The organism is Lysinibacillus sp. S1, from assembly GCF_044986265.1.
Taxonomy (GTDB): domain Bacteria; phylum Bacillota; class Bacilli; order Bacillales_A; family Planococcaceae; genus Lysinibacillus; species Lysinibacillus capsici.
The window spans coordinates 633,593-660,501 of the sequence record NZ_CP173154.1 but is presented as its reverse complement, the minus strand read 5'-3'; the positions used below and the strand labels follow the sequence as shown (position 1 = coordinate 660,501).

General features: G+C 36.7%; 31 protein-coding genes. 21 read left to right on the top strand and 10 right to left on the bottom strand.

The window, feature by feature from the left end; translation table 11 throughout:
- Positions 1-13 precede the first annotated feature (13 nt).
- Positions 14-1,072 (top strand): hypothetical protein, encoded by a 1,059-nt coding sequence (locus ACHZEU_RS03440; RefSeq protein WP_139111242.1) that lies wholly within the window; start codon positions 14-16, stop codon positions 1,070-1,072.
- Here ACHZEU_RS03440 and ACHZEU_RS03435 read toward each other — a convergent pair.
- Together ACHZEU_RS03435 and ACHZEU_RS03430 are read right to left on the bottom strand one after the other, a co-directional pair.
- Complete coding sequence (locus tag ACHZEU_RS03435; protein ID WP_066037856.1) at positions 1,056-1,715, bottom strand: site-specific integrase; 660 nt, start codon at positions 1,713-1,715, stop codon at positions 1,056-1,058. The genes ACHZEU_RS03440 and ACHZEU_RS03435 overlap by 17 nt on opposite strands.
- Before the next feature lie 29 nt (positions 1,716-1,744).
- On the bottom strand, positions 1,745-1,867 hold the full coding sequence (locus ACHZEU_RS03430) for a hypothetical protein (protein ID WP_256389913.1): 123 nt from the start codon (positions 1,865-1,867) through the stop codon (positions 1,745-1,747).
- A gap of 219 nt (positions 1,868-2,086) precedes the next feature.
- Between ACHZEU_RS03430 and ACHZEU_RS03425 the strand changes: the two genes are divergently transcribed.
- From ACHZEU_RS03425 to ACHZEU_RS03410, 4 genes are all read left to right on the top strand, one after another.
- On the top strand, positions 2,087-2,233 hold the full coding sequence (locus ACHZEU_RS03425; RefSeq protein ID WP_139111245.1) for a terminase gpA endonuclease subunit: 147 nt from the start codon (positions 2,087-2,089) through the stop codon (positions 2,231-2,233).
- A 29-nt stretch (positions 2,234-2,262) separates the two neighbouring features.
- Positions 2,263-2,508, top strand: coding sequence for a terminase gpA endonuclease subunit (locus tag ACHZEU_RS03420; RefSeq protein WP_066037857.1), 246 nt, complete (start codon positions 2,263-2,265; stop codon positions 2,506-2,508).
- Positions 2,509-3,169: 661 nt separating this feature from the next.
- On the top strand, positions 3,170-3,736 hold the full coding sequence (locus ACHZEU_RS03415) for a hypothetical protein (protein WP_066037859.1): 567 nt from the start codon (positions 3,170-3,172) through the stop codon (positions 3,734-3,736).
- Positions 3,737-3,757: 21 nt separating this feature from the next.
- Positions 3,758-4,675: a hypothetical protein gene (locus ACHZEU_RS03410; protein ID WP_139111243.1), complete on the top strand. Its 918-nt coding sequence runs from the start codon at positions 3,758-3,760 to the stop codon at positions 4,673-4,675.
- 521 nt (positions 4,676-5,196) lie between these two features.
- On the opposite strand, the gene ACHZEU_RS03405 is transcribed toward ACHZEU_RS03410, so the two are convergent.
- Positions 5,197-5,334 (bottom strand): hypothetical protein, encoded by a 138-nt coding sequence (locus ACHZEU_RS03405; protein WP_404804021.1) that lies wholly within the window; start codon positions 5,332-5,334, stop codon positions 5,197-5,199.
- A 161-nt stretch (positions 5,335-5,495) separates the two neighbouring features.
- Between ACHZEU_RS03405 and ACHZEU_RS03400 the strand changes: the two genes are divergently transcribed.
- The 11 genes from ACHZEU_RS03400 (at position 5,496) to ACHZEU_RS03350 (ending at position 12,911) form a co-directional block, all read left to right on the top strand.
- Positions 5,496-5,972, top strand: a complete 477-nt coding sequence (locus ACHZEU_RS03400) for a hypothetical protein (protein WP_404804020.1) — start codon at positions 5,496-5,498, stop codon at positions 5,970-5,972.
- 265 nt (positions 5,973-6,237) lie between these two features.
- Entirely contained in the window at positions 6,238-6,669 is a 432-nt protein-coding gene (locus ACHZEU_RS03395; RefSeq protein ID WP_004228455.1) for a BrxA/BrxB family bacilliredoxin, read from the top strand.
- Positions 6,657-7,445, top strand: a complete 789-nt coding sequence (locus tag ACHZEU_RS03390) for a class I SAM-dependent methyltransferase (protein WP_048394593.1) — start codon at positions 6,657-6,659, stop codon at positions 7,443-7,445. The genes ACHZEU_RS03395 and ACHZEU_RS03390 overlap by 13 nt, the downstream gene beginning before the upstream one ends.
- Positions 7,446-7,508: 63 nt before the next feature.
- Entirely contained in the window at positions 7,509-8,063 is a 555-nt protein-coding gene (locus tag ACHZEU_RS03385) for a hypothetical protein (protein WP_048394591.1), read from the top strand.
- A gap of 4 nt (positions 8,064-8,067) precedes the next feature.
- The gene (locus tag ACHZEU_RS03380) at positions 8,068-8,559 is read left to right on the top strand and encodes an immunity 22 family protein (RefSeq protein ID WP_279494799.1); all 492 of its coding nucleotides are present in this window, start codon (positions 8,068-8,070) and stop codon (positions 8,557-8,559) included.
- Positions 8,560-8,662: 103 nt separating this feature from the next.
- Positions 8,663-9,424, top strand: coding sequence for an ANT(4')-I family aminoglycoside nucleotidyltransferase (locus ACHZEU_RS03375; protein ID WP_404804019.1), 762 nt, complete (start codon positions 8,663-8,665; stop codon positions 9,422-9,424).
- A 495-nt stretch (positions 9,425-9,919) separates the two neighbouring features.
- Positions 9,920-10,192 carry a hypothetical protein gene (locus tag ACHZEU_RS03370; protein ID WP_404804018.1) on the top strand — a complete coding sequence of 91 codons (273 nt, stop codon included), beginning with the start codon at positions 9,920-9,922 and terminating at the stop codon, positions 10,190-10,192.
- Between the two features lie 105 nt (positions 10,193-10,297).
- Positions 10,298-10,705: a hypothetical protein gene (locus ACHZEU_RS03365; protein ID WP_404804017.1), complete on the top strand. Its 408-nt coding sequence runs from the start codon at positions 10,298-10,300 to the stop codon at positions 10,703-10,705.
- Between the two features lie 193 nt (positions 10,706-10,898).
- A complete protein-coding gene (locus tag ACHZEU_RS03360; RefSeq protein ID WP_404804566.1) occupies positions 10,899-11,378 on the top strand; it encodes an RNA polymerase sigma factor in 480 nt (159 codons plus the stop codon).
- Complete coding sequence (locus ACHZEU_RS03355) at positions 11,375-11,884, top strand: hypothetical protein (protein WP_066037867.1); 510 nt, start codon at positions 11,375-11,377, stop codon at positions 11,882-11,884. The genes ACHZEU_RS03360 and ACHZEU_RS03355 overlap by 4 nt, the downstream gene beginning before the upstream one ends.
- Before the next feature lie 250 nt (positions 11,885-12,134).
- Positions 12,135-12,911 carry a basic amino acid ABC transporter substrate-binding protein gene (locus ACHZEU_RS03350; protein ID WP_004228443.1) on the top strand — a complete coding sequence of 259 codons (777 nt, stop codon included), beginning with the start codon at positions 12,135-12,137 and terminating at the stop codon, positions 12,909-12,911.
- A gap of 59 nt (positions 12,912-12,970) precedes the next feature.
- On the opposite strand, the gene ACHZEU_RS03345 is transcribed toward ACHZEU_RS03350, so the two are convergent.
- Both ACHZEU_RS03345 and ACHZEU_RS03340 read right to left on the bottom strand, forming a co-directional pair.
- Positions 12,971-13,420, bottom strand: coding sequence for an SRPBCC family protein (locus tag ACHZEU_RS03345; protein ID WP_048394580.1), 450 nt, complete (start codon positions 13,418-13,420; stop codon positions 12,971-12,973).
- Between the two features lie 204 nt (positions 13,421-13,624).
- Positions 13,625-14,062, bottom strand: a complete 438-nt coding sequence (locus ACHZEU_RS03340; protein WP_054549302.1) for a MarR family winged helix-turn-helix transcriptional regulator — start codon at positions 14,060-14,062, stop codon at positions 13,625-13,627.
- Positions 14,063-14,212: 150 nt separating this feature from the next.
- Between ACHZEU_RS03340 and ACHZEU_RS03335 the strand changes: the two genes are divergently transcribed.
- The 4 genes from ACHZEU_RS03335 to ACHZEU_RS03320 all read left to right on the top strand — a co-directional run bounded on the left by ACHZEU_RS03335 (position 14,213) and on the right by ACHZEU_RS03320 (position 16,927).
- A complete protein-coding gene (locus ACHZEU_RS03335) occupies positions 14,213-14,617 on the top strand; it encodes an Ohr family peroxiredoxin (RefSeq protein ID WP_004228436.1) in 405 nt (134 codons plus the stop codon).
- A 22-nt stretch (positions 14,618-14,639) separates the two neighbouring features.
- Positions 14,640-15,266, top strand: a complete 627-nt coding sequence (locus tag ACHZEU_RS03330) for a nitroreductase family protein (protein ID WP_066037868.1) — start codon at positions 14,640-14,642, stop codon at positions 15,264-15,266.
- Positions 15,267-15,333: 67 nt separating this feature from the next.
- Complete coding sequence (locus tag ACHZEU_RS03325) at positions 15,334-15,693, top strand: DUF1304 domain-containing protein (RefSeq protein ID WP_066037869.1); 360 nt, start codon at positions 15,334-15,336, stop codon at positions 15,691-15,693.
- A gap of 499 nt (positions 15,694-16,192) precedes the next feature.
- The gene (locus ACHZEU_RS03320) at positions 16,193-16,927 is read left to right on the top strand and encodes an SDR family NAD(P)-dependent oxidoreductase (RefSeq protein WP_048394621.1); all 735 of its coding nucleotides are present in this window, start codon (positions 16,193-16,195) and stop codon (positions 16,925-16,927) included.
- Between the two features lie 349 nt (positions 16,928-17,276).
- Here the strand turns inward: ACHZEU_RS03320 and ACHZEU_RS03315 are convergent, their stop codons facing one another.
- From ACHZEU_RS03315 to ACHZEU_RS03300, 4 genes are all read right to left on the bottom strand, one after another.
- Complete coding sequence (locus ACHZEU_RS03315; protein ID WP_054549299.1) at positions 17,277-18,413, bottom strand: zinc-dependent alcohol dehydrogenase; 1,137 nt, start codon at positions 18,411-18,413, stop codon at positions 17,277-17,279.
- Between the two features lie 22 nt (positions 18,414-18,435).
- Positions 18,436-18,798: a spore coat protein gene (locus ACHZEU_RS03310; protein ID WP_048394572.1), complete on the bottom strand. Its 363-nt coding sequence runs from the start codon at positions 18,796-18,798 to the stop codon at positions 18,436-18,438.
- A gap of 12 nt (positions 18,799-18,810) precedes the next feature.
- Complete coding sequence (locus ACHZEU_RS03305; RefSeq protein ID WP_016993944.1) at positions 18,811-19,020, bottom strand: hypothetical protein; 210 nt, start codon at positions 19,018-19,020, stop codon at positions 18,811-18,813.
- Positions 19,021-19,700: 680 nt separating this feature from the next.
- Positions 19,701-21,055 (bottom strand): IS3 family transposase gene (locus tag ACHZEU_RS03300; protein WP_404804015.1). Its coding sequence is split into 2 segments (ribosomal slippage): positions 19,701-20,602 and positions 20,602-21,055, totalling 1,356 coding nucleotides; the frame shifts between segments, so codons are not numbered across the junction.
- Positions 21,056-21,431: 376 nt separating this feature from the next.
- Between ACHZEU_RS03300 and ACHZEU_RS03295 the strand changes: the two genes are divergently transcribed.
- Complete coding sequence (locus ACHZEU_RS03295; protein WP_004224260.1) at positions 21,432-21,671, top strand: hypothetical protein; 240 nt, start codon at positions 21,432-21,434, stop codon at positions 21,669-21,671.
- 465 nt (positions 21,672-22,136) lie between these two features.
- Here the strand turns inward: ACHZEU_RS03295 and ACHZEU_RS03290 are convergent, their stop codons facing one another.
- Positions 22,137-26,168, bottom strand: a complete 4,032-nt coding sequence (locus tag ACHZEU_RS03290; protein ID WP_279494804.1) for a leucine-rich repeat protein — start codon at positions 26,166-26,168, stop codon at positions 22,137-22,139.
- Positions 26,169-26,909: the final 741 nt, after the last annotated feature.

Genomic DNA, 26,909 nt, shown 5'->3' with positions numbered 1-26,909 from the left:
AAATGGAATTATTATGTATTTAGCAACAGTTGGTATAATGTTGCTTATTTTGAAAAAAATTAGTGTTGTTATGCTAAAGGTACAAAATAAATTAAAAGAATTTTTAAATCGAAAACAACTGAACTACTTAAATAATAGACAATTAAAAAATCTCATTAGAACTATAAAAATAGAACTTTTTTTATTAAATATACTTAATAAATTTATTCAAGGTTTCCCATCTAAAGAGGTAAAGAATTACACAAATGAAGAAACTACATACTTTATAAATGGAAATGTAGAATACTATAAATTTTATTTAATTAAGTTCTTACCTATTAATATTTTTAACGTATTAATAGTATTATGTATATTACAATTATTTTATGAAATACCGATAGTTAGTTACATATTTAATATTAATTTACCAACATTCAAAGAGTTGAAAACTTGGATAAGTTTAGCCTCACCACTAATAGTAATTTTAATAATTGTTCTAGCATTTTATTTTTTAAGCCCATCTGGATTAATAAGAACTACAAAAAAAGCTGTTCATAAAGATAATTTAAAAACGCAAATTGAATTTCATTTTAAACATAAAGGGTTATTTTATAGGGCGTTACGTACTGCTAACCAAAATATAGGATATATTATTAATAATCAGAAGGATTTTATTGAAAATAGAATACATAAAAAAGCTTTTTATTTAGAAAATTTACTTGATATTGATGAAATTTCATTATTGGCAAAAGCAATCAATAATTTTAAAGTCGAAAATTCCAATTTGGAACTATTTACTTTCGGGATTAGTCATAAGGTTTGTTATGATTTAGAAAGAGAATTTTCTAAACAAATGGATGAAAATGAAATTTCAGAAATACTGCAAAGTATTTTTATTACAAAAGAATCCTTTGATACGTTTTATTTTTCAAAAAACGATGAGTTTTTAGTTTACAAATTTAGCAAATGTATTTTAAATAGCATTAAATTTCAAATCTATATTCATAAATATCTTAAAATAGTTGAAGAGAAAATTGTTAAAAAACATAATATATTTGATTTCTTATCATTTATCACTAATAAAGATAAATAAACCATAATAATTTAAATGTGGAGATACTCTTTAAGAAATTAGTATCCCCATTTTTATCTTCACACTTCCAACAACTCAGTAAACTTATCATGCATCCTCTCAGTAGCGGCCATGCGCATCCCAGATGTAACATGCAAATAAATCTTCGTTGTTGATCAGAATTCTTATGTCCAACCCGATTCATAATAAAGTTCAAATCCACCCCAGCCTCTGCCAACAGACTAATATGTGTATGCCGGAGGATGTAGGTGCGGAATTGTTTGTTGATGTCGGTGAGTGCACCGATGCGCCGGACGGTTTGGTTGAGCATTTTGACGATAGGGGGGATGCCCTCCTTATCGCCGAAAACAAAGTCGGACTTAGCCCATTCTCGATACTCGCGCCATTTGTAAAGCTGCTTTAATTTCTCCACTACAATATCATCAATATCGACGGAGCGGATGCTGCCTGCAGTTTTGGGTGGAGTGAGCTCGAAGTAACCCCTTATACTTTTCTTTGCATACACCGTTTTGTTGATGTGTATGACCTTCTTCTCCAAGTCCACATCCTCATACTTTAAGGCAACAGCTTCGCCTGGTCGCATTCCTGTAAAAGCGATTGCGTAGATTAGCGTGCGATATATGATATTATGATGTTTGTCCACGTAACTTAAAAATTCCTTCAGTTCATTGGTTAAAGCTTCGCTGTGTCCTCACTGCTTGCTTCCTCTAACGTCATTTTCTTCTTCGGCACAAAATTAGCTTCCACAGGGTTCATTTCAATCAATCCAGATTCTTTGGCATAGGCAAATAACATTTTGGCTGTATTATGAGTACCGCGTAGCGTATTATAGGCTGTTCCATTATCAAATAGATGATTGAGCTATCCTTGTAATTCGATAGACGTGATTGCGGTTATTTTCTTTTTCGCCAAATAGCGATTGAGTAGGGAGATGCAATAGGTACCTTTAACTTCTAATATTCTCGTATATTTACTATTTAATATCTATATACAGAAGTTAAATGGAAATCACATCTGGGGAAAAAGATTGCTCGAAATATTGAAGCAAAGAAACGTGGATTTCATTTAAACGCCCTTGCATCTCCTTGGGAGAAATGGGCAAAGATTTTAGATGAATTTAAAGAAGCAAATCGTAAAGGTATAGAAACCTTAAAAACGTAGGTTAATACAGTCGTGAGAAGAAAAGACGAATGATTAAAGACCATTATAAACTTATTTCTCGACATATTGGCTATGAATGCGAAGTACCAAAGGACGTATTAGTATTGACGGCTGTAGTTGATGTTCAAGATGACCGATTAGAAGTAGAAGTTGTGGGTAACGCTTCTTTTGATCCTTTTGTAATAGCCCTTTGTCGTCAGATAGGTTCAGCATTAGAACTGAATTATACAGATAATTTAAAAGGTACAACAATAGAGATCCGTATTCTTATTTAGCGAGTATGGGAATCTCCGAGGCACAATTCAAGCTAGACATTTTAAATGGCTTGGAGGAAGTAAAAGGGGCTGAAATTACAGAAGCGAAAGTTATACTTAGTGATACAAAAACTATTCCAGCAGTGATTATAGATGGTAGGACACACGTTTCAAGTACAAGAGCTAGCCGATCTTTTAGGGTTAAAACTCGTTTATAACAACGAAAGTTAAACAACAAAAATGTATGAAGTAAAAAGATAATATTAACTCTTTTGTAATTCGAAGGCCTGTTACCTTAATTGGTAATGGGCTTTTTTATTTCACAAACATAAAATCAAATAAATTACAATGAAATTAATAGTAATTATTGTTAAGGTTTTGTAAAAACAATAAAATATACTATCAGATAAGAATGTCAAACAAAATCTGATGAAATTAAAATAAATGTAACTTTGGACCTTCTTATTACATAAATACCGCCAAAATATGGCGTGATTGATAGCGTTATGTGGCGGTTATTGTAAATTTAATGTAAATTTTACGCCGAAGAATGGCGTGTTTCAACAATTGAAGTGGGGAAGTTTCCAATGATAGGATAATAATAACTCGAGGGTGTGCTTACTATAGTAATCAGCTTATTAACAGAAAATTAAATTCAATTAATTCATGGAGGGTAAATATATTGAAAAAGTTTATTATTAGTCTAATATCTACATTTTTATTATGCGCAACGATTTTACCAAGCATATCTTTTGCACAAGAAATAAATGAAGGATCTGGCAATGAAAATTATGAATATCCCGAAGGATTAGATAATACCCTTCCTATTGATAAAATTGGTGATGGTGAGGAAGCGGTACAACAATTTTGGGTAGGTCCTATATTCAGAGTGGTTTTACAAGCTGGGAAATATATTTCATCGATGAATAGAACAGGTAAGGTAATAAAAACTGCTAGAAATGTTGTAGCTACAGAAGCTCATATTTTTTCAAAAAAGCATCTTGATGGAGGTATACTGAGATTAGGAAAAGATAGACAGCAAATTGTAGACAGAGGGATTGACATAATATCAAAAAATGACGACAACGGAAAGTTGAAACAAGGGCATAATCAAATTTGGACAAATATCAATAACCAGCCAGCTGAGGTAAGATGCTTTGTGAGTAAGGATGGTCAAATAGAAAGTTTTGATATTTTCTTTCGTGCGGTAAGTACGCCTAAACCAGGTGCTAATTTGATTATTGATTAAGAGGCGAGGATGAAAAATTTCATGAAAAAATTACATTCGAACGGACATTCACTTATACAAAATGAAAATACACTATCTTTCGTAAGTTTTTCTGAAGAAGAGGATAAAACTTACTATTATCAATATAATGGTGAAAATCTAAAGGAAATATCAAAAAAAGAGTATGTGGAAAGTAAATTTGGTGATAAATGGGATGATATATCTAGTCAATTGGAGGAGTCAAATTATTCATACATCGAAAATATAGCGAAATGTTGGATAAATGAAGAAGGAAAAAGAAAATTAATTAGTCTTAGTGAATACTATATTAATACATTTGGGGAAAATTGGGAGGATAAATATGATATTAATATCATACCTCACAATATTTTTTCTGATGTTACTAATTTTATGACATGTGCTATAAGAAATGAAACGATTTGCCTTCTGTGGCCTCATAATATCATACTGCACTTCAATGAGGATGATAAGCTTGTTCAATATATTTTGTTGGAAACCTCTGACTATTATGATACATTGTATAAAATTTGTTCAGATGGACAAGCAGTCTGGGGCGTATCTCCCACTTTGAATTCTGTTGTAAAATATAAATTTCCGAGTTTTGAAATAGAAAAAATCTACCGTTATATGCCTTATGAAGAACTCCCAGGAAAGTCTGAAGGTATAAGTAATGAAATCAATGTAATTTATTGTGAAAATGAGCTAACAGGATTAAATTACCCAGAATATATTTCTTATATCGATGAGAAATTATATATTTGTGATATGGAAAATAAACGAATTGTAACGTTTAATCCAAACAGTGGGAAAATTGAACAATATATCTCTCTGAATTCTAAACCGTTTGAGTTTTTAAAATATAAAAATCAATTTGTTATTCAAACAGACACTGGAATATATTTAATGAATAAGAATGAAAAGAAGGATTTTTCCGATTAGAATTTCTCAAAAAAGACCAGGCGCTCATATAAAATAGAGTACCTGGTTCTTTTTGTTTATTCATCATATTCATCACATGAAGCTCCTTAGCTGTATCTTTTCTTTTTAAAATATACAACGATGTTAAAAATCACTAATACTAAGCATAATGAATAAATGACTATCATTGAGTAATCAAAAAACTTTGGTTCTTTCCAGTTGACCATGTCAGTTAAGATATACAAAGCAATTGCTAAAGCAGCCAAATATCCGATATTTTTCATAATTGATGGGATATGATAAGATTATAGGGAAGGAGGCGCTAACCTCCTTCTACATCTTACTTGCGACGTTTTCCTTTGTGAGAGGGCGTCGCTTTTGTTTTGGCTTATTCTTCATATCACTAATGTTTTTTGCTGAACTTGTTAGTAAGTTAAGCAGTTGCGATAGCTACTAGATAAGCAAGAACCTTATCATAATCACTTTGTCAACCTCCTTTCTATACTCATGTTATATATCAAGTGATTTATAAAAGTTTTTTTTTATTTTGCTAAGTGATTATCATAGTATTCACCAAGCATTTCAGCTACTCCTAATCCCATAAAGCTAATGTCGCTAACACCATCTTTAGCAGCCTGTGCAGCCTTAATAACTGCTTCTACCTTTTCTGTAAGTTTCATATGTCATCATCCTTTATAATTTTATTTAATTGCAAATCAAATGGTATATATATCAAGTGGTTTTTATTTTATAGAGAACCACTCTTTTTTTTGAGAAACTCTTGGTATATTTTAGGATTCAAAGTATACTCTATATAAATCCATAATAGGAGAGATGACGCATGGTGAAAGCTTTGAATTGTCCAAACTGTGCTGCAGGTTTTAACCCAAGCAATAAGTCATGTGAATACTGTGGGAGTTACATCATCACAACTGATTTGAAACAATTTACATACGATCTAAATGAATTTAAACCTTCTTATAAAAAGATTTTTTTCCATGAAATTGAGATGGGTACGAATGAGCTACCTATACGCTCTGGCATGGCGAACATTTATTATAGTGCAACTAAATCGGATGGAGGCCGTTTGTTACTAACCAATCAACGCCTTATTTTTTGTGCTCATGCTTTAAACATTAATCCTAATTTATATTGGGAAATTAGTTTAAAGAATTTAGATCGAGCCGAGAATGGTTTAAATCTTCTTATCTCTCAAAGAGTTAAGATTTTTGATAGGAAAGGTAATGAAACAACCTTTGTCGTTTATGGAGGGAAAACTTGGATAACTGAAATTGAATGTGCTTTAAACCAAAATTAAATAGAAGTGATCAGGTATTTAATTATTATTAAGCATGGTTATTTTTTCTCTATTCTCAAGATGCTTTTGATTTAGTTCCATTTTTTAGGTGTGTAACGACCCTAAATAAAACCACTATCCGTTACACAAAAAAGTCACCAAAATCACAAAAAAGTCACATTTCTCCCGAAAACCTACGAAATCAGGCGAAAAGCATGTCTTTGTACATTCACACAAAACCTTGCTATAATAAGGTTTGCGAATACATATGAAAGAGGGTAAAAGCATGAACGCTTATGATGAATATATGAAGCAGGTTGTGAAGCCGATGCGTGAGGAGCTTGTGGAGGCTGGTTTTACGGAGCTGACGACTGCGGATGCGGTGAATGAATTTATGGCGGAGACGAAGGGAACATCGTTAGTGGTGATTAACTCGGTTTGTGGTTGTGCTGCAGGGCTTGCTCGTCCAGCGGCGCGTGAGGCAATTGCAGCGGTGAAGCCAGATCATCTTGTGACGGTGTTTGCGGGGCAGGATCCAGAAGCGACTGCGGCGATGCGTGGTTATTTTGAGGATGTGCCACCTAGCTCACCATCTATGGCGATTTTAAAGGATGGGGAGTTGGCTTACTTTATCCCACGTGAACAAATTGAGGGATTCCCTGTGGAGCAGATTGTCTCTCATTTAACTGGCGTGTTAGAGCAAACATGCGAGAACTAAAAACGATTGTGACGACAGCGGGCAGACCAGACGATGTATCGATGGCGCTCGCTGCTTTTGCGTGTCAAGAATTAGGTGCTGCGTTTGAGCCACGGAACAAGCGCTCTGTTCGCAAAATTTCGCAGGAGTTGCAGGCACATGTGATGGTCGCTGGGAAGAATCGCTTCGAGTATTATGCCTATGGGGCGCAGGAGCCGTTTTTCTTTCACCCCAATTCTGCGGCGTTTCGATTAAAGCGTGTGGCCCGTGGTGAGGCAGAGCCTTTTTTGGAAGCGGCACAGCTTCAACTGGGGGATTCGGTGTTGGATTGTACGTTAGGTTTAGCGGCAGATGCCATGTTAGCGGCTTATACAGTGGGTGAAGCAGGTCGTGTTGTGGGACTGGAAGCAAATCCAAATGTAGCGTTTATTGTTAGACAGGGGATGCAAGCCTATGATACATCCGAGCTACCGTTAACTGCCTGTATGCGACACATCGAGGTAATACAGTCTGAGGCTGTTCGCTATTTAAAAACCCTACCAGACAACGCATTTGATGTGGTTTATATGGACCCAATGTTTGAGAAGGTTATAGAAGAGGCCGATAATTTTCAGGCATTACGGTTAGCAGGGGAGCATGTCACATTAACCGATGAATGGGTTTATGAAGCCAAGCGTGTAGCGAAAAAGCGTGTGGTGTTAAAGGCACATTTTCGCTCAGAGTGGTTTGCGACCTATGACTTTCAGCAGCATGAACGGATAACTGCAAAATTTCATTATGGTGTGTTAGAGGTATAGAGGCTTGTTCTTGAGACAAGCCTTTTTTTAGTATATGGTAATAAAAGAGGAGGGTGGAATAATATGGTGAACAATGATAAACGAACTCCCTTTGAGCTAGACTTGCTGGCGAATGCACAGTCGTTGATCTGCACGAAACCTCCTATTCCATGGGCGTATGAAACGAGCATTACTGCCAATGGTGTTTTGGCTTGCGGTTGGGATCATGAGGAAAACATCGTGCTAATTAGTGGCTCTGGCTATAGTATCACTGAGCCTATAACAGGTCGTCGTCTTCATCGAGAACGAGATGTGGATGAAACCTACGACAGAATGAGTGATGACCGTTTAACATTTCAATTACCTCAGGGGACAATATCTATTTTCGGCTTTGAAGCTGGGGATGGGATTCATATGACAGCAGATGGCTGGCAGGTTGAAGTTATTTATCCTTGGTGGCCACGTGCCACAGTAGTACTCGATTATCTTTATACAACTAATTATACTTATTTAAAAAATGCGACAGCTATTGATTTACAGCGATTGGATGGCATGATTAAATGTGGATTTTCGCCATCTGGCAAGCATTTAATAATAATGGGCTCAGGCGGTGCATTGATTTATTCGAGAAAGGGATGAGGTCATGGATGATGAACAAAATGGCTATGTTTCCATATGGGCTGGTAATTTTACAAGCGAAGAACAGTTACATACATATCTTGCCACTGTCTATCAGGGAGAAGATGAAACGGACGAAGCCTTTTCACAAAAGTTAGCAAAGCTTTTTTTACCAGAAAATCAGCACCGTACTTGTGAGGAAGAGTTTAAAGCACTTTATGATGAGTTCTACAATCAATTTGAATACGATTTCGGCTTAACCTTCGACGAGGATTTTTGTGAAGCGCTATTTTACGAAGCAGCTTCAAACCAACTTAAGCAACTACTTTGTGATGAATTTTCCTATTCGCAGCAATTTAAACATCAAGTGCTAGCCAAAATGGGCAATGAACTACAGAAAGCTTATAATGCAATAATTTTACTATATGACATGAAATATGAGGGTCACATTCAATCTGTAAGCCATGAAGCGTTTCATATCGATTTTGTATGCTCTATTAAATTGCAGGAAATGTGATGAAAGGAGATTTTAATGATGTCACCAGCAAAAATCCCTCGTTAAGCCCGTGGTCCACCTTGGTTCAATAACAACGATCTTACTTATAAAAGGAGCGATGTAAATGATTGGACCAAGAAAAAAGACAAGTGATGAACGCATGCAGATTGCCCATTCGATTGCGCAACAAGTTATCGCAAAATATGGAGGAAATGTTCGAGCAATTGGTATTTATGGCTCGTTGGCTAGAAAATCAGATGGTCCGTTTTCTGACATTGAGCTTAAGTGTGTCTGTCATCAATTAGAGCACAGCTATAGCTATGAATGGACAGCAGGAGATTGGAAGGCAGAGGTTAATTTCGATCAAGCAGAAGTGATTATCGAAGAGGCAATAACGGTTGAGGAAGATTGGCCATTAACAAATGGGAAGTTTTTCGATTTACAGCCACTTTACGATCCTACTGGCTTTTTTCTAGAACTCAAAGACAAAGCGGCCACTGTGGAGAATGCCCGATTTAAGGAAGCAATTTGCAAAACCATTGTAGACGAAATGTATGAATACATGGGGAAATTAAGGAACATAGCTGTTCAGGGTCCCACTACATTTTTGCCGATACTGGCGATGAAAATAGCGATGACAGGTGCCATGATAGTAGGATTACACCATAGGCAGTGCTATACAACATCTGCACAAGTATTACCTGAGGCTTTAGCGATGGATGATCAGCCACATGGGTTAAAAGCATTAGCTGAAATGGTCATGACGGGCAATCTAACGAATCCTCAGCAAATCATAGCTGTCTGTGAAAACTTTTGGCAAACACTTCTCCAATGGACAGCTGAAAAGGGTTATCAGATTAAATGCTCTAAGGAGATTCCTTGGTAATTTTTTATAGACCTTTACTTTTGTAGTATAAGGTGCTATAATAGAACACGTGCTATTTTAGGTAGCATATTTCCGTAATCTGGCATTCTGCTTTTTGTTTTTGTAGATACTTATTCACACTGGCGCATGCTTTGGGGCTGCAAGGACGCAAAAGATGGAAGGGTTTGCGTTGCTTAAGTTAGAAGGCACACAGTGGAATTTTACCGCGGTGATGAAACGAATCTGGTTTCAAGATAATATTCCCCAGACGATTGGGTTGAGACTTTTACAATTTACGAGAATGTTACCTATAAATACTAAAGGGGTAGTTTCGCAACAGCGAGGCTGCCCCTTGTCTAATTTTAAGGCCTGTCATGTCCAACCATGACAGGCCTTTTTGGTATACATTACCGTTTACTCTCTTCCATAAATAAGTGATAATAAAAGCATGAATTTTAGTAAAAATCTAAATTCTGCATATAAAAATCAGAAAAATCAAAAAGGTGAGGGATGTCAATGGGAAATATCGACACACTATCGACGAATGTCGTGACACAATTAGAAGAAATGGCTATACGGCAAGACAATATGGATCAGCTAGTATCACGCTATTGCCAAGAAAGACTGCTTTATCGTCTATCCATATCCTCCTATGAAGATCAATTTTATCTAGATGGGGATCTATTATTATTTGCTTTAACAAATGGATTGGTGAAGCCTTCCAAAGAAGTCACGCTGACTGCGCAAGCAAGCGTTCATCAACACGATATAGTGAAACATGAAATTTAGCTCACTAGCACACCAGCGGATGGCATTGAATGGAATGCACAGCTGATCGAATCGTCCATATCGAATGACAATATTCAACTAAGCATACCAGCTACATTGGGCAAAATGACTGTATACATAGAAGTTAGGATTACCTTTAAAGAAAACATGCGAATAACACCAAAGACCATTAATTTTCCAAGCTTGCTAGACAATAAGGCTGCGGTGGTTAATACATATCCAACAGAATTCGTACTGGCACAAAAATTTATCGAAATTTACCAGTACCCAGCATTAGAAAAGACTGAAAAAACAATAAATGAAGTACAACAATTGCTACACACGCAAACTATTGAAGGACGAAGATTGCAGACGTATATTGTGGACTTATTTGATCGTCATCATTTTACAATCGAGCTAACTTCTACACTCGAGATGACAGGGATTCTGAAACAATTCTTTATCCCTGTTTATGAAGCGATTTTGGCTGAGGACGAATTTTTCAAGCAATGGAACAATCGAGCATGGCAATGAGGAGAGGGACCCGCAAATCATCTACGGTTTGCGGGTTTTTGCATGGCTATTATTCAGTAATTTATTAAGGGGATACATTTGTATATCTCATGAATGGTTTCTTCTTTTTATTAAAATGTAGCTAAAGTGTATCTGTTGCACGAATAAATAAAGTTGAATCGTATTATGTCATGAAGGAGGTTAGGTGAAAAATATGATAAAGTTTGCTGGCTTAAGTGTGCAAGAAATTGTCCAAACATATAGTGACACCCTCATACGAATTGCTGTGCAACAGACCAAAAATATGGCTGAGGCGGAGGACATTGTGCAGGAGGTTTATATGACACTGATAAGGCAGAACAAGCCCTTTGCTCATGAAGCACATTTAAAGGCTTGGCTTATAAAGGTGACATTTAATAAGTGCAAGGATTATTTTAAGTCCTCACGTGTGAAGAAGACGGTACCCATTACAGACGAAATGGCCTTTATTGCAAAAGAGGAGCAGATGGTTCTTACTGAAATTTTTGAGCTTCCTTCAGAAGAGAGAGTCATTGTTTATTTACATTATTACGAGGGCTATACAACGGCAGAAATTGCTGATTTATTAGAGATCAACGTCAATACAGTAGGCTCAAAGCTCAGAAGGGCACGAATGAAGCTGAAAACGATTCTAGAAGAGGGGAGCAAAGTATGATGAATGCTTATAAGAATGTGATGAAGCAGATTCATGCTTCTGAGGAATTTAAGCGTAAGATGCAGGAAGAGATGATGAAATATGAAAAGAGGTCCTTTATGAAAAAAGTAAGAATTAGTGTTGGAAGCTTAGTAGCCTGTGCAGTGATTGCTGTCCTTGCTATGGTAAATATAAATCATGATACACCAATTGATTTGACGGAGAGAATTGTTGCGGACCATTCAGCTCCTGCGGCAAGTGCGCTAGTAAATATCGAAGGGACCATTACGGAAGTAGGAGAAGATGGGCTGAGCTTTACATTGGATAACGGTATGGAAGTAGTCGTGACAGATAAAACCAAAATAGGAATAGATGGACCGACAGCACCACCTAAGGAGGAACAGCTATTTGAGCCTACTTTTAGAGTAGGTAATTTAATTGGCGGCTATACAGAAGATACCTCCTCAAATCCAGTTCAGGCTGCTGCCATTTATACAAATTGGAATTTTGAACATCCAATACGATAAAGATTTAGATGCGCAAAAAAGAATTTCCGAGGGGAGATTCTTTTTTTATAGCTTCTGGTTAACTATTTATTCCTTTTAATCCTAAAAACGAGATTGAATAATACTATTTATAAAGAAATGATTATTTTTATACAAAAAAGTATTGTCTAAAGAGAATATTGTCACTATAATTTACGTAATAGTCTTACATTTCCGAATTGCGAAAAATAATACGCATTATGGAAAAAATATCATACTAGGGGGATGGGCTATGAAAAGAAATTTAATGGTGTTGCTTACAATTATGGCAGCTTTCACGCTAGTTTTAGCGGGTTGCGGCTCGAAAGACAATACATCATCAGGTGATGGAGATAGTAAAAAAGTTTATAAGGTAGGTACTGAGGCTACATTTGCACCTATCGTATCTCTTGATGATAAAGGGAATATTGTAGGGATTGATGTGGATGTGTTACAAGCAATCGCGGATGAAATGGATTTTGAAGTGAAGTGGGAAAGTATTGGTTGGGAGCCGGTATTCCAAACAATTAAAAATGGTGAAACAGATATTGGTGGTGCAGGGATTACAATTACGGACGAGCGTAAGGAAACATTTGATTTTACTGAGCCGTACTACGAATCTCAATTATTAATCGTGGTGAAAGAAGATTCAAAGATCCAATCATTGGATGAATTAAAAGATAAAAAGATTTCTGTACAAATTAATGCTACTGGTCATATGGCTGCCAAAAAGCTACAGGGTGAATCTAGTCCCAACATTTTTGCTTTCGAAAATCAACCAATTGCTATTCAAGAGATGCTGAATGGCAACGTAGAAGCGGCGATTGGAGATAATTCAGTTGTTTATGAATATATCAAGGCACATCCAAATGACAAAATCAAAGTAATTAAAGATGATTCCTTCGAAAAAGAATACTATGGTTTCATGGTTCAAAAGGGGAACAAAGAGCTTTTAGATAAGTTAAATGAAGGCCTTAAAAAGATTAAAGAAAACGGTAAGTTAAAAGAAATTACAGGTTCAGACTTTTAGTAATAAATAAACCGTAGAAGCTCACCTCAAGGGGAGTTCTACGGTTTATTTTTTAGGTGCTAGTCTTGCGCTTCAGCAACTGTTTTGACCCGTTCTAAAAATTGTACGACTACTTTGTCCGATGCAAACAATAAAAATAATTTGACGAACCATTTTAACGCATTATTTGTTACGGAATAAGTAAAGGAAGTCTCTGTTTCATTTATTTTATTTAATTCATAGTAAGCCGTAATTTCAAACAAATTAGCGAGTACAAAGCCTACTTTCAATATTTTTTTATCAGGTGTATTCGAATATTCCAATGTTTCTACATCATACGTTTCGATACGTTTTCCTTCTTTATATTTTTGGCGATAAATACTGCCAACCCCTTCTTCTGTTACTTTTACAGGCTTGTTTTCAATTACCTGTGGCATAATCTTCTGCATATCAGCTAAAGAGCCATCAAGTAATTTCCAAACGTTTTCGATGGGGGCATTTATGTTTATAGTCTTTGTCCATGTTTTCATCCAAACACCTCTACTTTCAAAATTACTTATCTATGCTGTAAATTAAACTAATTAATAAATGTAAGTATACTAAATTTTAACGGTAGCCACATGATTATTAACATTTGAGGAGATAAGGGAGAGAAAAACAAAAAAAGATTGAAGCCAATGTAGCTCCAATCCTTCTTATTTACATATTCATCCTATTAATGGAATAGCTATGTGTTAGTTTTCATCTTTTATTTTCCAATCGTTATAAACGATATCTTGAAGTACATTTTTCAGTTGTACAAATTGCTGCTCTGAGATATTAGATTGCTTCATCACTTGGCGGGACACTTCAGGTAGTTTCCTTCTTACATCTACGCCTTCCTTGGTTAAATATATTTTCATTAATCGTTCGTCCTCCTTAGAACGTTCACGACAAATGTAATTCTTTGCCTCTAATTTTTTTAACAACGGTGTTAATGTTCCTGAATCTAAAAATAAACGTTGGCCCAATTCTTTCACCGTTATCTGTTCGTTTTCCTCTAAAGCTAATAAAGTGATATAGCCTGTATAAGTAAGATCGTAAGGCTTCAATAATAATGTATATTGCCGAGTGATTTCCTTAGATGTTGCATACAAAAGAAAGCACAGCTGATTATCTAAATGATTAGGCATAAAAATCCCCTCTTAAAGTTCTTCTACTACCATTTATATTAAAAATAAAGTTCCTACTTGTCAAACGCAATTAAATTGTGTACAATTCAATTTGTAAAAATTAGATTGTATGCAATTTAATTAATAACAAAAGATAAGGGGTTTTCAGTTATGAAAGAATTATACGCAACTACAATGATTAATGAAGGTGGCCGTAGTGGCACATCCTATGCAGAAGATCAATCTTTATCATTAAAAATTGCACCACCAGGCTCCAAATTAGCGGATGTTACAAACCCAGAACAATTATTTGCGGCTGGCTATAGTGCTTGCTTTAATAGTGCATTAGATTTAATCAAACGCCAAAAGAAACTAAAAAATGCATCAACCATTAAAGTAACAGTGAAATTAATGGAGCAAGCTTCTTTTGACTATGTGCTTGCAGTGGAAATCGAAGGGCATATTGAAGGACTAGCAGTGGAGGAAGCACAGGAATTATTAGAGGTCACACATACGGTATGCCCATATTCAAAAGCAACAATGGGCAATATTAATGTAACAATAAAAGCAGTTTAAATTGTGAAAAGAGGGAAACTACATGTTATCAACTACACCATTAAAACAAATTATGCAAATGCGTAAATCTGTTCGTAAATACAATGCAGAGACTAAAATTCCGCGTGAAACAATCATGCAGCTGCTGCAGGATGCTACTTCAGCACCTTCTTCAAGTAATATGCAGCCATGGCGCTTTCTTGTCATTGATGATAAGGAAATTCAGAAGAATATCAACTTCTTTTCATTTAATCAAGAGCAAATCGAAACAGCCTCTGCCATTATTGCTGTCATTGGTGATATAGAGATGTATGTAAATGCTGAGGAAATCTATGCAAAAAACGTGGAGCTGGGCTATATGCCAGAACCAATTGCCAATAAGCTTGCACAAGATGCGCTGACAATGTATGGTTCAGCACCAACAAAAACATTAGAAAATATCGTACACTTTGATGCTGGCTTAGTATCGATGCAAATCATGCTATTAGCGAAGGAAATGGGCTATGATACCGTTCCGATGGGTGGGTTTGATAAAGCAAAATTCGCGGAATACATGGAATTACCAGCAAATGAAATTCCTATTTTATTATTAGCCATTGGTGAAGCGGCAGCCCCAGCATATGGTTCTTCACGCCTACCAATAGACCGCATTGTTCGTTTTAATAAATAGTTTCAAGCAATGTCCTTGATACACTTGAGGACATTGCTTTTTTAAAGATTTTTTAGGAGGGAATAGGATGTCTTCATTAACTTTTATTTTAAGCTTAGTCGTAGCAGCTGAGCATTTGTATATTATGTATTTAGAAACGTTTGCAACTACTTCTAAAAGAACAGCAAAAACATTTAATCTGTCTGAAGAAGCGTTAGAAAATGCAAATGTTCAAGTTCTTTTCAAAAATCAAGGCGTTTATAATGGTCTGATTGCGATCGCCTTATTGTATGGATTATTTTTGTCACATCAGCAAACTGAAATTGTTGCCATTTTTTTAATCTTTGTAATCATTGTCGCTTTGTATGGTAGCTTAACAAGCTCTAAATCGATTCTATTAAAACAAGGTGGACCTGCTATTTTAGCACTTATTAGTTTATTTTTCTAAAGGAATCTCTACATATAAAAAGATTGAAGTTAATGTAAACTTCAATCTTTCCTGCACACATATTCTAAAGCGTGTCGCACATTTTTTACCTCAGTTGGCCACAAAGAAATTCAATAGCAAAACATTGATAACACGACGTAATGCATAACAGACGTTATCTCTGTTCTAATGGAAGTATAGTGGAAGACTTATATAATTGTGAGCAAAGATTTCTTTTTAAGGAAGGAAGATAATTAGCTTACATCTAATATACAGATTGTCCAAAACTTTATTAACAGTCAAAAAGATATATATTGTGATGATTGTCTCTCTGAAAAGTTGGATATTAAACCAAGACAACAAATCAATCAAATTTGTAATAAGTTAAAAAAACAGGTCTTTTATAAAGAGAGGTTAAACAATGTTCTTCTTGCGCCAAAGATATACTTATCAATAATATAGAATTTAGGTAGAGTTTTTCATAACATCCTAACTTTTTAATAAAGGGGTAAAATAGATGATGCTTAAAAATAGAAAAGTAATAGTAACAGGTGCAGCTTCTGGTATAGGAAAAGAAATTGTTAAACAATGTTTAGATGAAGGTGCTTCAGTACTTGCTTGTGATATTAATGAAGACGCCTTAAGGGAATTAAAACAATCAATGAATGTCCCCTCAGATTTGTATACATATCAACTAGATGTAAGTATTTATGAAGAAGTAGTCAATTTTTTTGGAAATTTGGAAAGAGAACATTGTGATGTAGATAGTTTAGTTAATAATGCAGGGATTTATTTGGGTAAGAATATACTGGATTATCAAACCGAGGAAATTGATAAAGTCATAGATATAAACTTAAAGGGATGTATTTATTTTTCTCAAATGTTCGGGAAATATCTACTTCAGAGCGAACGTAAGGGAGTCATCGTGAATATGTCTTCTGTATCAGGTATGGAAGGCAGTTCAGATGCAATATATGGACTCTCAAAAGCTGCTATATTGGGATTAACTAAAAGCTGTGCAGTGAATTTCTCACCATACATCAGAGTTAATGCCATTGCCCCTACAATGGTAAACACTCCTATGATGGATGCAATACCTATTTGGAGAAAAGAGGAATATTTAAATCATCAGCTCATCGATACACCTGTAATGCCTGAAGATGTTGCTGATACTGTTATTTTCCTCTTGTCAGATAGATCAAAGCATTACACAGGTGCGACATTTGATATTAATAATGGTGGATATCTAAGGTAGTTCAAAAACTTATTCAACTGTTTTGCCAAACTAATTATTTACTCAGAAATTTGGCGCTTTTCTCAAATAAGGAAAGCGTCTTTCCTCATGGAAATAAAACAAATGGGATGTTGAGTTGTTCATTAGAAGTTGTTCAATGAAAGGAATCGCTACATAATGATTTTTGGTTAGGGAGGGGTTAGTTCTGTTGATCAAAATGTAGTTCGCCAGTCGAAGAGGCTTGGTGCTCAAATATTAATGCCATTTTGAAGAATCACTTTCAGATGTAATACATATAAATATGTACCCCTAGGTCAATGAAAAAGGTACTTTTGCAATGCAGAGACAAAAGTACCTGAAAACTTCTATATTAGGGTTTTAAAACCACTTTAATGCAACCTTCTTGCTTTGTATCGAATATTTCATAAGCATGTTTTGCTTTTTCAAGGGGGAGGACATGTGTAATGATATCACCGACATTCACTTTTCCTTCAGCCATTAAGTTATAGACATGGGGCATGATATGAACAACTGGAGCCTGTCCAGTACGAATCGCTACATTGCGTTGGAATATATCTCCAAGTGGGAAGGCGTTGTATCGACCGCCGTATACACCGGTAATTTGGATTGTTCCTCCTTTACGTACAGCTTGACTAGCTGTGACAAGGGCTCCCATAGCACCACCTTGAAGTTTTACCCCACTTGCAAGAAATTCTAGTGGCGTCATTTTTCCACTCATCCCTACGCAATCAATGACAACGTCTGCACCGCCCTTGGTAATCTCTTTCAAGTATTCACCACAATTTTCATGGTCTTCAAAATTAACAATTTCGACGTTATTTGTCTTCTTTGCATGTTTAAGACGATACCCGATGTAGTCAACTGCGATTACTCTTTCTGCTCCTTTCAGCCAAGCAAATTTTTGTGCTAGCAGTCCAACAGGTCCGCAACCAAGAATAATAACAGTATCTCCTTTCTTCACACCAGCATTATCTACACTCCAAAAAGCAGTAGAGGCTGCATCGGCAAGGAGAACGAGACTTTCATCAGGAACTTCTGATTTCTCTGGAATTTTGAAAGGAATAAAATTGCCATAGGGCACTCGCATAAACTCTGCCTGTCCTCCCGGAAAACCGCCCGTTGTGTCTGAATAACCAAAGTAGGCACCCATTTCGCCATTATCGTTTGCATTATCACATTGACTTTCCAGATCATGATTGCAGTACCAGCATTCCCCGCATGCAATATTAAAAGGAATGACAATCCTGTCACCCTTTTTAACCTTCGTCACATCTTTTCCAACTTCTTCTACAATACCCATTGGTTCATGACCAATGACATAATCTTGTCCAAGATTCGGAATCATACCATGAATCAAATGCAAGTCTGACCCGCAAATGGCAGTAGTGGTTAAACGAACAATAATATCATCGGCTTTTTTTATTTTAGGATCTTGTACTTCTTTAACCTCAACATTTTTTACACCTTGAAAAGTGACAGCTTTCATTTAAAAAATCCCTCATTTTCGTTTATTTTTTCGGTGGGGTAGGGAACATTCCTTTTCGATTCATATCTTTAGGGAATAAATCCAACTGGGCAATACTAATCGCATTTTCTGCTGATTTAATATCCAGTTCCTTTTGTCCTGCAAGATCATAAGGTTTTAGCCATTCTTTTTTTACCATCAGTTCAGAAATTTCGAAATATAAATCGACCATGACATCCAGCTGAGTTCTCAAGATTTTCTGAAGAGCAGGAGAAGCTGTTTCTGTTAAGGCAATTGAAAGATTCCGAATACCCGTTTTAGTTGTAAGTAAAAACTCAAGAGCAATCCCCGAATCAGTTAGTTCAGGCATTCCAACTGAATTTATAGGATCTAAATAGTCTTGCATACAATTGTCCTCCTAATATTCCAATTCCGATTTTGAGTAGAGCTTAACCATAGCAGTGAGTGCCGGGGTAGATAATTTTACATTTTTGTCCAATAACGCTCTTAAATCATCATCAAAGACCACACCTTGACTCAGCTTCGATTTAAGTAAACTAGTTGTCATAAAGTTAATGACTTCATGAAATTCCATGGTTTCATGAAGTGCTAATTTTTTCTCAAACACGTAATTCGCACCTCCATAATTTTCTTTAAAAAGTCTTCCCTGTAGCAAGTCTATTTATGCAAATTCGCATTGGATTAATTCTAAGACTATATTGATAGCTATAATCTGATTTAAAGTTGAATTTCCTCCATTCTTTTCACTCAACCCATTTATTACATTACTTATGTGCTTGAAGCCTTATGAAAATTGGTTTTAGGCGTTTTTCTCTTTGTCTAAAGAAAATGCGGGATGTATCCTAAAGGGCGCTTTTCTGAAATAAGGGAAGCTTCTTTTTTTCATAAATGGGTCATTTAATGAAAGAAGGGAGCAACACTTTTTTTAGATAAATTTATATAAAATTGGATATAAAAAAGGACCTTCAGTCTCTATAGCTGTCAGGTCCTTATTTTTTATACTATTTCATTTGTTTTTTAAAATATCTTCTACTTTGGTAAACCTCAAGACAACAAACAGGAGAATGAAGCCCAGTACATCCTGGATATAACTCAATGGTTCATCATCTTTTGAATGCAACCATAAATTTGCTTAACACACTGCCAAGAATTATTAATATTATATTAGTCCCAACAAGCCAACTGTGTGCATGCATTACTATACATTGTAATGTAAAGAAAAATAAAAAACCCCAAAAGCTGCATATAACTGAAGTGACCCCTATAAGTTAGACACGGTTATTTCGTTTAGGCAGCTTGGGTAAACTGAGTTCGGTATTCTACCGGACTCAGTTTTAATTTTGCCTTTAAACGTCTCGTGTTGTAATACGTTATATACTTTTCAAGTTCCTTTTTAAAATGCTCGACACTATCAAATTCCTTTAAGTAGAGGAATTCTGACTTCATGATGACGAAGAAATTCTCCATGACAGAGTTGTCATAACAGTTTCCCTTACGTGACATACTTTGCACAATGCCTCTTGATTCAAGGGCGTGGCGATATTGTTTCATTTGGTAATGCCAACCTTGATCTGAATGCATCAATAATTGATGTTCCTCTGGCAACCTYTYTAGTGSCTTCTCCAACATTTCTGATACAAGCGAATATGTTKGTCTATGACCAATTGTGTACGTAATAATTTCGCCGTTAAATAAGTCTAAAATAGGTGATAAATAGAGCTTTTCACCAAACAGCTTAAACTCCGTAATATCTGTAACCCATTTTTCATTCGGTGCTTCTGCTATGAAGTTACGATCCAATCTATTAGGCGCAATCTTACCGATTGTCCCTTTATAAGATTTGTATTTCTTCATACGCACTAAGCACTTTAAACCTAATTCTTTCATGATACGTTGAACCTTTTTATGATTCACTTTTTTCCCACGATTTGCTAGCTCATCWCGAATACGACGATAACCATRACGACCTTCGTGTTCGTTATAAATTGCTCGAATTTCGGCCTTTAACTCGGCATCTGGATCTGGACGATCCATCTTCTTCACTAAATCATAGTACGTGCTACGTGGAATGCCTGCGAATTTCGCAAGCGCCGTCACCGAGTATTTATGCCTTAATTCATAGATGACCTTTACTTTGTCTTCGTTGGTGATTTTTCCTTGGCTTGAACTAAGGCGTTCAACTTTTTTAAGTACTCATTTTCCATACGTAGACGATTGATTTCTGCTTGAAGTGCTTCAGGTGTCCCTTCTACTGGTGCTTGTTTTKGTTGTTTGTTCGTTTCTTTTTTCATGGATGGATGCCCCTTTTTCCTTGATTGAAGGGCATCGAATCCTTTTGTTTTAAATTGCTTTTTCCAACTACGAAGTGTAGAAGGCGTAGCTATCTTAAAGATAGCTGCTGTTTCAAGTAAGGACGTACCATTTTCAATCATAAAGTTTAGTACGTCTAGTTTAAACTGTGCCGAATAATTTGTATATCGCTTTATAAACGCTTCTACGCCATTATACTCATATTGTTTCGCCCAATTAAGAATTGCTTTGTGATCTGTTCCGATAGATTTAGCAATTTCATGTGAACTTTCATTGCCTTTTATGTAACGTAAGGCTGCTTGTAGTTTTTCTTCCGATGTAAATTTAGCCATATAAAAACTGCTCCTCCAAATGTTAGATGTGTCTAACATTTGGGGAGCAGTTCAATACAGTGGGGTTTTCACATAAGATCATCAGCTTATTCTAAATATAGTCCTACAACAACGGTTGGTATCGGTACTGCAACTGTAAATGGTGTTATGATTAATTCGCCGTATTCAAATCACACAGCAGCACCAGATTATAATTTCCATGGTAGTTTGAAAAATTATCAAATTATGTTAACAGGCAAAAGCCAACCTCTTAAAGCCAACGATATTGTAACTCTATTCTTTAGAGCACATTCATCTAACGGTGCAAATAGTAGTGCTACTTCGGTTGACCTGAAATGTAGAGTATCATAAACTTTCCATATAGGGGGTTAAATAGATGGCTCTTAGATGGAATAAGGAAAATATTATTTTCGATAGCTTACATGAAGCAGATGTATGGGCCGACTCAATAGGAAATGAGATTTATGCAAGACTATATGATGGTTATGATACACCAGATTATAAAATAGCTTATTCCTTAGCTTTTAGACTTGCTGAAATGAAAGAATTCAGAGTAATTACTGAGATTTCAATAGATAAGGAAACAAGATATAAAGTCTGGGTAATATCTGCTTAGAATTGATTACACTTATTTAAAACTTACTCCTTGAATACATCTTGAAGCCCCGAATTGTAGACACTTAAAAGTGAAAACTATTCGGGGTTTTTTGTTTTATAGCGAAACACTTTAAATATCTATGGGAATAAAAGTGGTATGTGATTGGATTCATCTATTAAATATTAAATTTAAAGCCTATTAATAAATGTGTGGTTTGAAATAAAGTTGCGAAGTTTATAAAAAAGACACGATGTTTAAAACAAAGTCGCGATAGTTATAAAAAAGTTGCGAAGTTATACCCCTTTGGATCACTGAGACCAAAGGATTTTTATAAAAAGGTAGTATTCCACAAACGGGCCATATTATTGAATAACAATTTTTAAAGATATATTACCAAACGACGCTTTGGTAACGTTCTATCCTACAAAAAAGACACCTATCTGATGGGAGTTGAATCCCAATCAGACAGGTGTCTTTTTTGTCTTATTTTTTCATCGTCATTTCTGTTGCAGCTGCTTCAATGACTCCGATTGCCCAATGACTAGCCGGTACATCACGGAATGTTGATTCGGTGATGTTTTCTACTGTTGGTCGTTCAAATAATTGGTTCAGGACTTTTACCGCTTGTGCACGTGTTAACGCACCATTCGGATTAAACGTTGTCGCACTGTTTCCAGTCATAATGCCGAGGGCACTTACTCTTTCAATCGATGAGGCAGCCCAATGGCTTGCTGCAACATCGGAAAAGACTTTTCCGGGCTTAGCGGTTTGACAATACGTTTTCGTGTCATCTTGTGCACACACTGTATCTACCCAGCGTGCGATGACACCCGCCATTTGGGCACGGGTAATTGTCCCATTCGGGTCAAATTTGGTTTGGGTTGTGCCATTAAATAAACCAGCTTGTTTCACAAACTCAATCGCATACTTCGAAGTATTCTTTTCCGTATCTTCAAAAGTTACTTCGGCTGTTGGAATTTTCCCATTTGTTAAGAAACGGGCTAACATTGTTGCCATTTGAGCACGTGTTACCGAAGCATTTGGTTTAAATGTGCCATCTGGGTACCCTTGAATGTAGGGCACTAATCGGTTTGTTTCTACTTCCTCTTTCTCTTCTTCTTGCACTTCTGAAGCATACACTAAGCTAAATGTGGAGAAATGATCGACTTCAAATTGGAATCCTTTCACACCTGGTTCAAATTCTACTATACGACCACGTTTTACTTCAGTTGTTGCGTCACTATGCTCAATATAAACAACCAGTGAGGCCATTTGTTCTGCTGTTAATGCAGCCGAAATTGGTAACGTAATCGTTATCGGACGATTTTGTAGATTCGTTTCAATCGTTACCGGTGTCCCTAACAATGAAAGGGTTGCTCTATTTGGCATCGCCTGTTGAATGTGTTCATTTTGTCGCACATTCGCCTGAATCATTTCCTGTTGTTGTGCCTTTACAGGCATAATGCGGAAGAATATATCCTCAGTGATCCCATTAAATGCGGTAGATGGCATCATCAAGTGTGCTAATGCTGTTTGCATAAAAAGATTCGTTTGTTGCTTGTTTAAATAGAGCCCAGCCGTTCGTGGGAGATGTAAAATCGCTTCTACTGTCGCCGTTTCTGCTGGGTATACGAGACGAATTGTTCGTTCCTCTTGATTCGACATTTGTTGTACTTGTACTTGAACAGGTTCCAATAAAACGTTTGCATGATAACGCACGATTCCTTGTTCAACCGTACGAATAATAGGGATGACACCTGAAGGCATCGGTTCCACTGAGTCGTCTGGTTGTGGTACCGGTGTCGTCTCTGGTACGGTTGTTGGTGCCTTCACCGTAATGGTAGCCGTATCAAATGAACTGCCGTAAGTAGCCGTAACAGTCACCGTACCGGGTGCGATTGCAGTTAAGGTACTTCCTTGGATCGTCGCAACCGTTGGATCGCTTACTGTAAATCCGGTTTTCGCCGTTTGATCTTGCGTAGTGCCATCCGAAAGGTTTTCTATTAGTTGGAAGTTTTGTGTGCCTCCAACAGTTAGTTGCCCTGTTTTAGGTGAAAGACTAATGCCTGTTGTTGTGACAGGAGCTGAATTCACCGTAATGGTTGCTGTATCAGATGTGCTGCCGTAAGTAGCCCTGACGGCCACCGTCCCAGGAGCAATCGCTGTTAAGACATTATCTTGCATCGTGGCGATGGCTGAATTATCTACTGTAAATTGGGCATTCCCAGTTTGATCTTGGGTTGTGCCATCCGAAAGGTTTTCTATTAGTTGGAAGTTTTGTGTGCCTCCAACAGTTAGTTGCCCTGTTTTAGGTGAAAGACTAATGCCTGTTGTTGTGACAGGAGCTGAATTCACCGTAATGGTTGCTGTATCAGATGTGCTGCCGTAAGTAGCCCTGACGGTCACCGTCCCAGGAGCAATCGCTGTTAAGACATTATCTTGCATCGTGGCGATGGCTGAATTATCTACTGTAAATTGGGCATTCCCAGTTTGATCTTGGGTTGTGCCATCCGAAAGGTTTTCTATTAGTTGGAAGTTTTGTGTGCCTCCAACAGTTAGTTGCCCTGTTTTAGGTGAAAGACTAATGCCTGTTGTTGTGACAGGAGCTGAATTCACCGTAATGGTTGCTGTATCAGATGTGCTGCCGTAAGTAGCCCTGACGGTCACCGTCCCAGGAGCAATCGCTGTTAAGACATTATCTTGCATCGTGGCGATGGCTGAATCATCTACTGTAAATTGGGCATTCCCAGTTTGATCTTGGGTTGTGCCATCCGAAAGGTTTTCTATTAGTTGGAAGTTTTGTGTGCCTCCAACAGTTAGTTGCCCTGTTTTGGGTGATAGAACTATGCCTGTTGAGTAAGTGGGCCACTTTGCATAAATTATCATAGGTGCTGTAACCGTATATGTCCATGAAGTAGTATACGATTGGTCCTCGAACCATCCGTGAAAAGTAGCTCCTGGCTTGGCTTGGTGATTAAATGCTGTCTGACTAAGTCTTGAAATTTGTCCTTTAAATTCAACTTGATTTAGCTGGTTATTATAAAAGGCAAAAGTCCCAATACTAGTCACACTAGAAGGAATGGTCACATTCGGTAGCTGGTTAGACGCAAAGGCAAAACCCCCAATACTGGTCACGCTAGAAGGAATGGTCACATCCGTTAGCTGGTTACTATAAAAGACATAATCCCCAATACTAGTCACGCTAGAAGGAATGGTCACATTCGGTAGCTGGTTATACGCAAAGGCAGAAGCCCCAATACTGGTCACGCTAGAAGGAATGGTCACATTCGTTAGCTGGTTATTATAAAAGGCAAACTCCCCAATACTGGTCACGCTAGAAGGAATGGTCACATTCGGTAGCTGGTTAGATCGAAAGGCAAAAGCCCCAATACTGGTCACGCTAGAAGGAATGGTCACATTCGTTAGCTTGTTATTATAAAAGGCATACTCCCCAATACTGGTCACGCTAGAAGGAATGGTCACATCCGTTAGCTGGTTACTATAAAAGACAGAATCCCCAATACTGGTCACGCTAGAAGGAATGGTCACATTCGGTAGCTTGTTATATCGAAAGGCAGAAGCCCCAATACTGGTCACGCTAGAAGGAATGGTCACATTCGTTAGCTGGTTAGACGCAAAGGCAGAATCCCCAATACTGGTCACGCTAGAAGGAATGGTCACATTCGTTAGCTGGTTAGACGCAAAGGCAGAAGCCCCAATACTGGTCACGCTAGAAGGAATGGTCACATTAGTTAGCTTGTTAGATTGAAAGGCAAACTCCCCAATATTGGTCACGCTAGAAGGAATGGTCACATTCGTTAGCTTGTTAGACGCAAAGGCAGAAGCCCCAATATTAGTCACGCTAGAAGGAATGGTCACATTCGGTAGCTGGTTATAATAAAAGGCAGAAGCCCCAATGCTAGTCACGCTAGAAGGAATGGTCACATTCGTTAGCTGGTTATTATAAAAGGCAAACTCCCCAATATTGGTCACGCTAGAAGGAATGGTCACATTCGTTAGCTTGTTAGACGCAAAGGCAGAAGCCCCAATGCTGGTCACGCTAGAAGGAATGGTCACATTCGTTAGCTGGTTAGACGCAAAGGCAAACTCCCCAATATTGGTCACGCTAGAAGGAATGGTCACATTCGTTAGCTGGTTATACGCAAAGGCAGAATCCCCAATACTGGTCACGCTAGAAGGAATGGTCACATTCGTTAGCTGGTTATATCGAAAGGCAGAATCCCCAATACTGGTCACGCTAGAAGGAATGGTCACATTCGTTAGCTGGTTAGACGCAAAGGCAGAATCCCCAATACTGGTCACCGCTTGACCATCAATAGTAGGTGGAATAGTGACGTCTTTTGTTGTTCCTTTGTAACTTTTAATGGTAACGCCTGTACCATTTGGATTTGTTAAAAAATCGGATTCACTATTCGCAGCACCATAGACCGGTATATTTCCCCATTGTAAATTGAGGAGTAACACGATTAGGAATAGACTAGCTAGTTTTTTCATATAGTAAGTCCCTCTCTTTCTTGTGATTTCTATGTACGAATAACGTCAACTTCTCTAGCATTCAGAACATACAAAAGTAAAAAATAACATACAAAGGTTAAAAATAGGTTAAAAATTTAAAATTAAGTAATTATTTTTTATACAAACCCATTCAAAATAACGTTCCCAAATAAAAGTTTGGGTAGACACAAAAGCCAAGAAACGCTGTAAAACAAACGTTACTTGGCTTTTTCATTGGATATTGTTTATACAAAGGTATATAAAGAGAGTTTACAATAAGACTTTTCAAAATATTGCAGAAAACATTGTAGGGGTGTTATATGAATAAAAACCTGTATATGGAGACTTTCTAAATCTGTATTCTTCTCAATCCTATATTACAATTGCTGGTGGTTTAGGTGAAACGATCTTCAACAAACGGGCGCGATTGTGGAGCAACACAGGTAGAAAATAATCAAACTTTTTTATTAAAACCTAACTTATAACTGCTAAAGAAAAACCCCTTTTGATCAATCTTTTTTCAAAAGGGATTCTTCTTAATTTAACATAAAATAAGGGTTTGCAAGGTAATTTTACTCAAACTTTAATTCAAAGCTACAGTTTCTCCACTAACTAGTAGCGATAGAACAAAGCATAATTTTATTTGTTATAATTTAAGTAATATATATAAAATAAGTAATAATATGGATAATTAACTGATTCTACATAGTCAAGTGACATTCAAGAACTAATTCGTTCCAC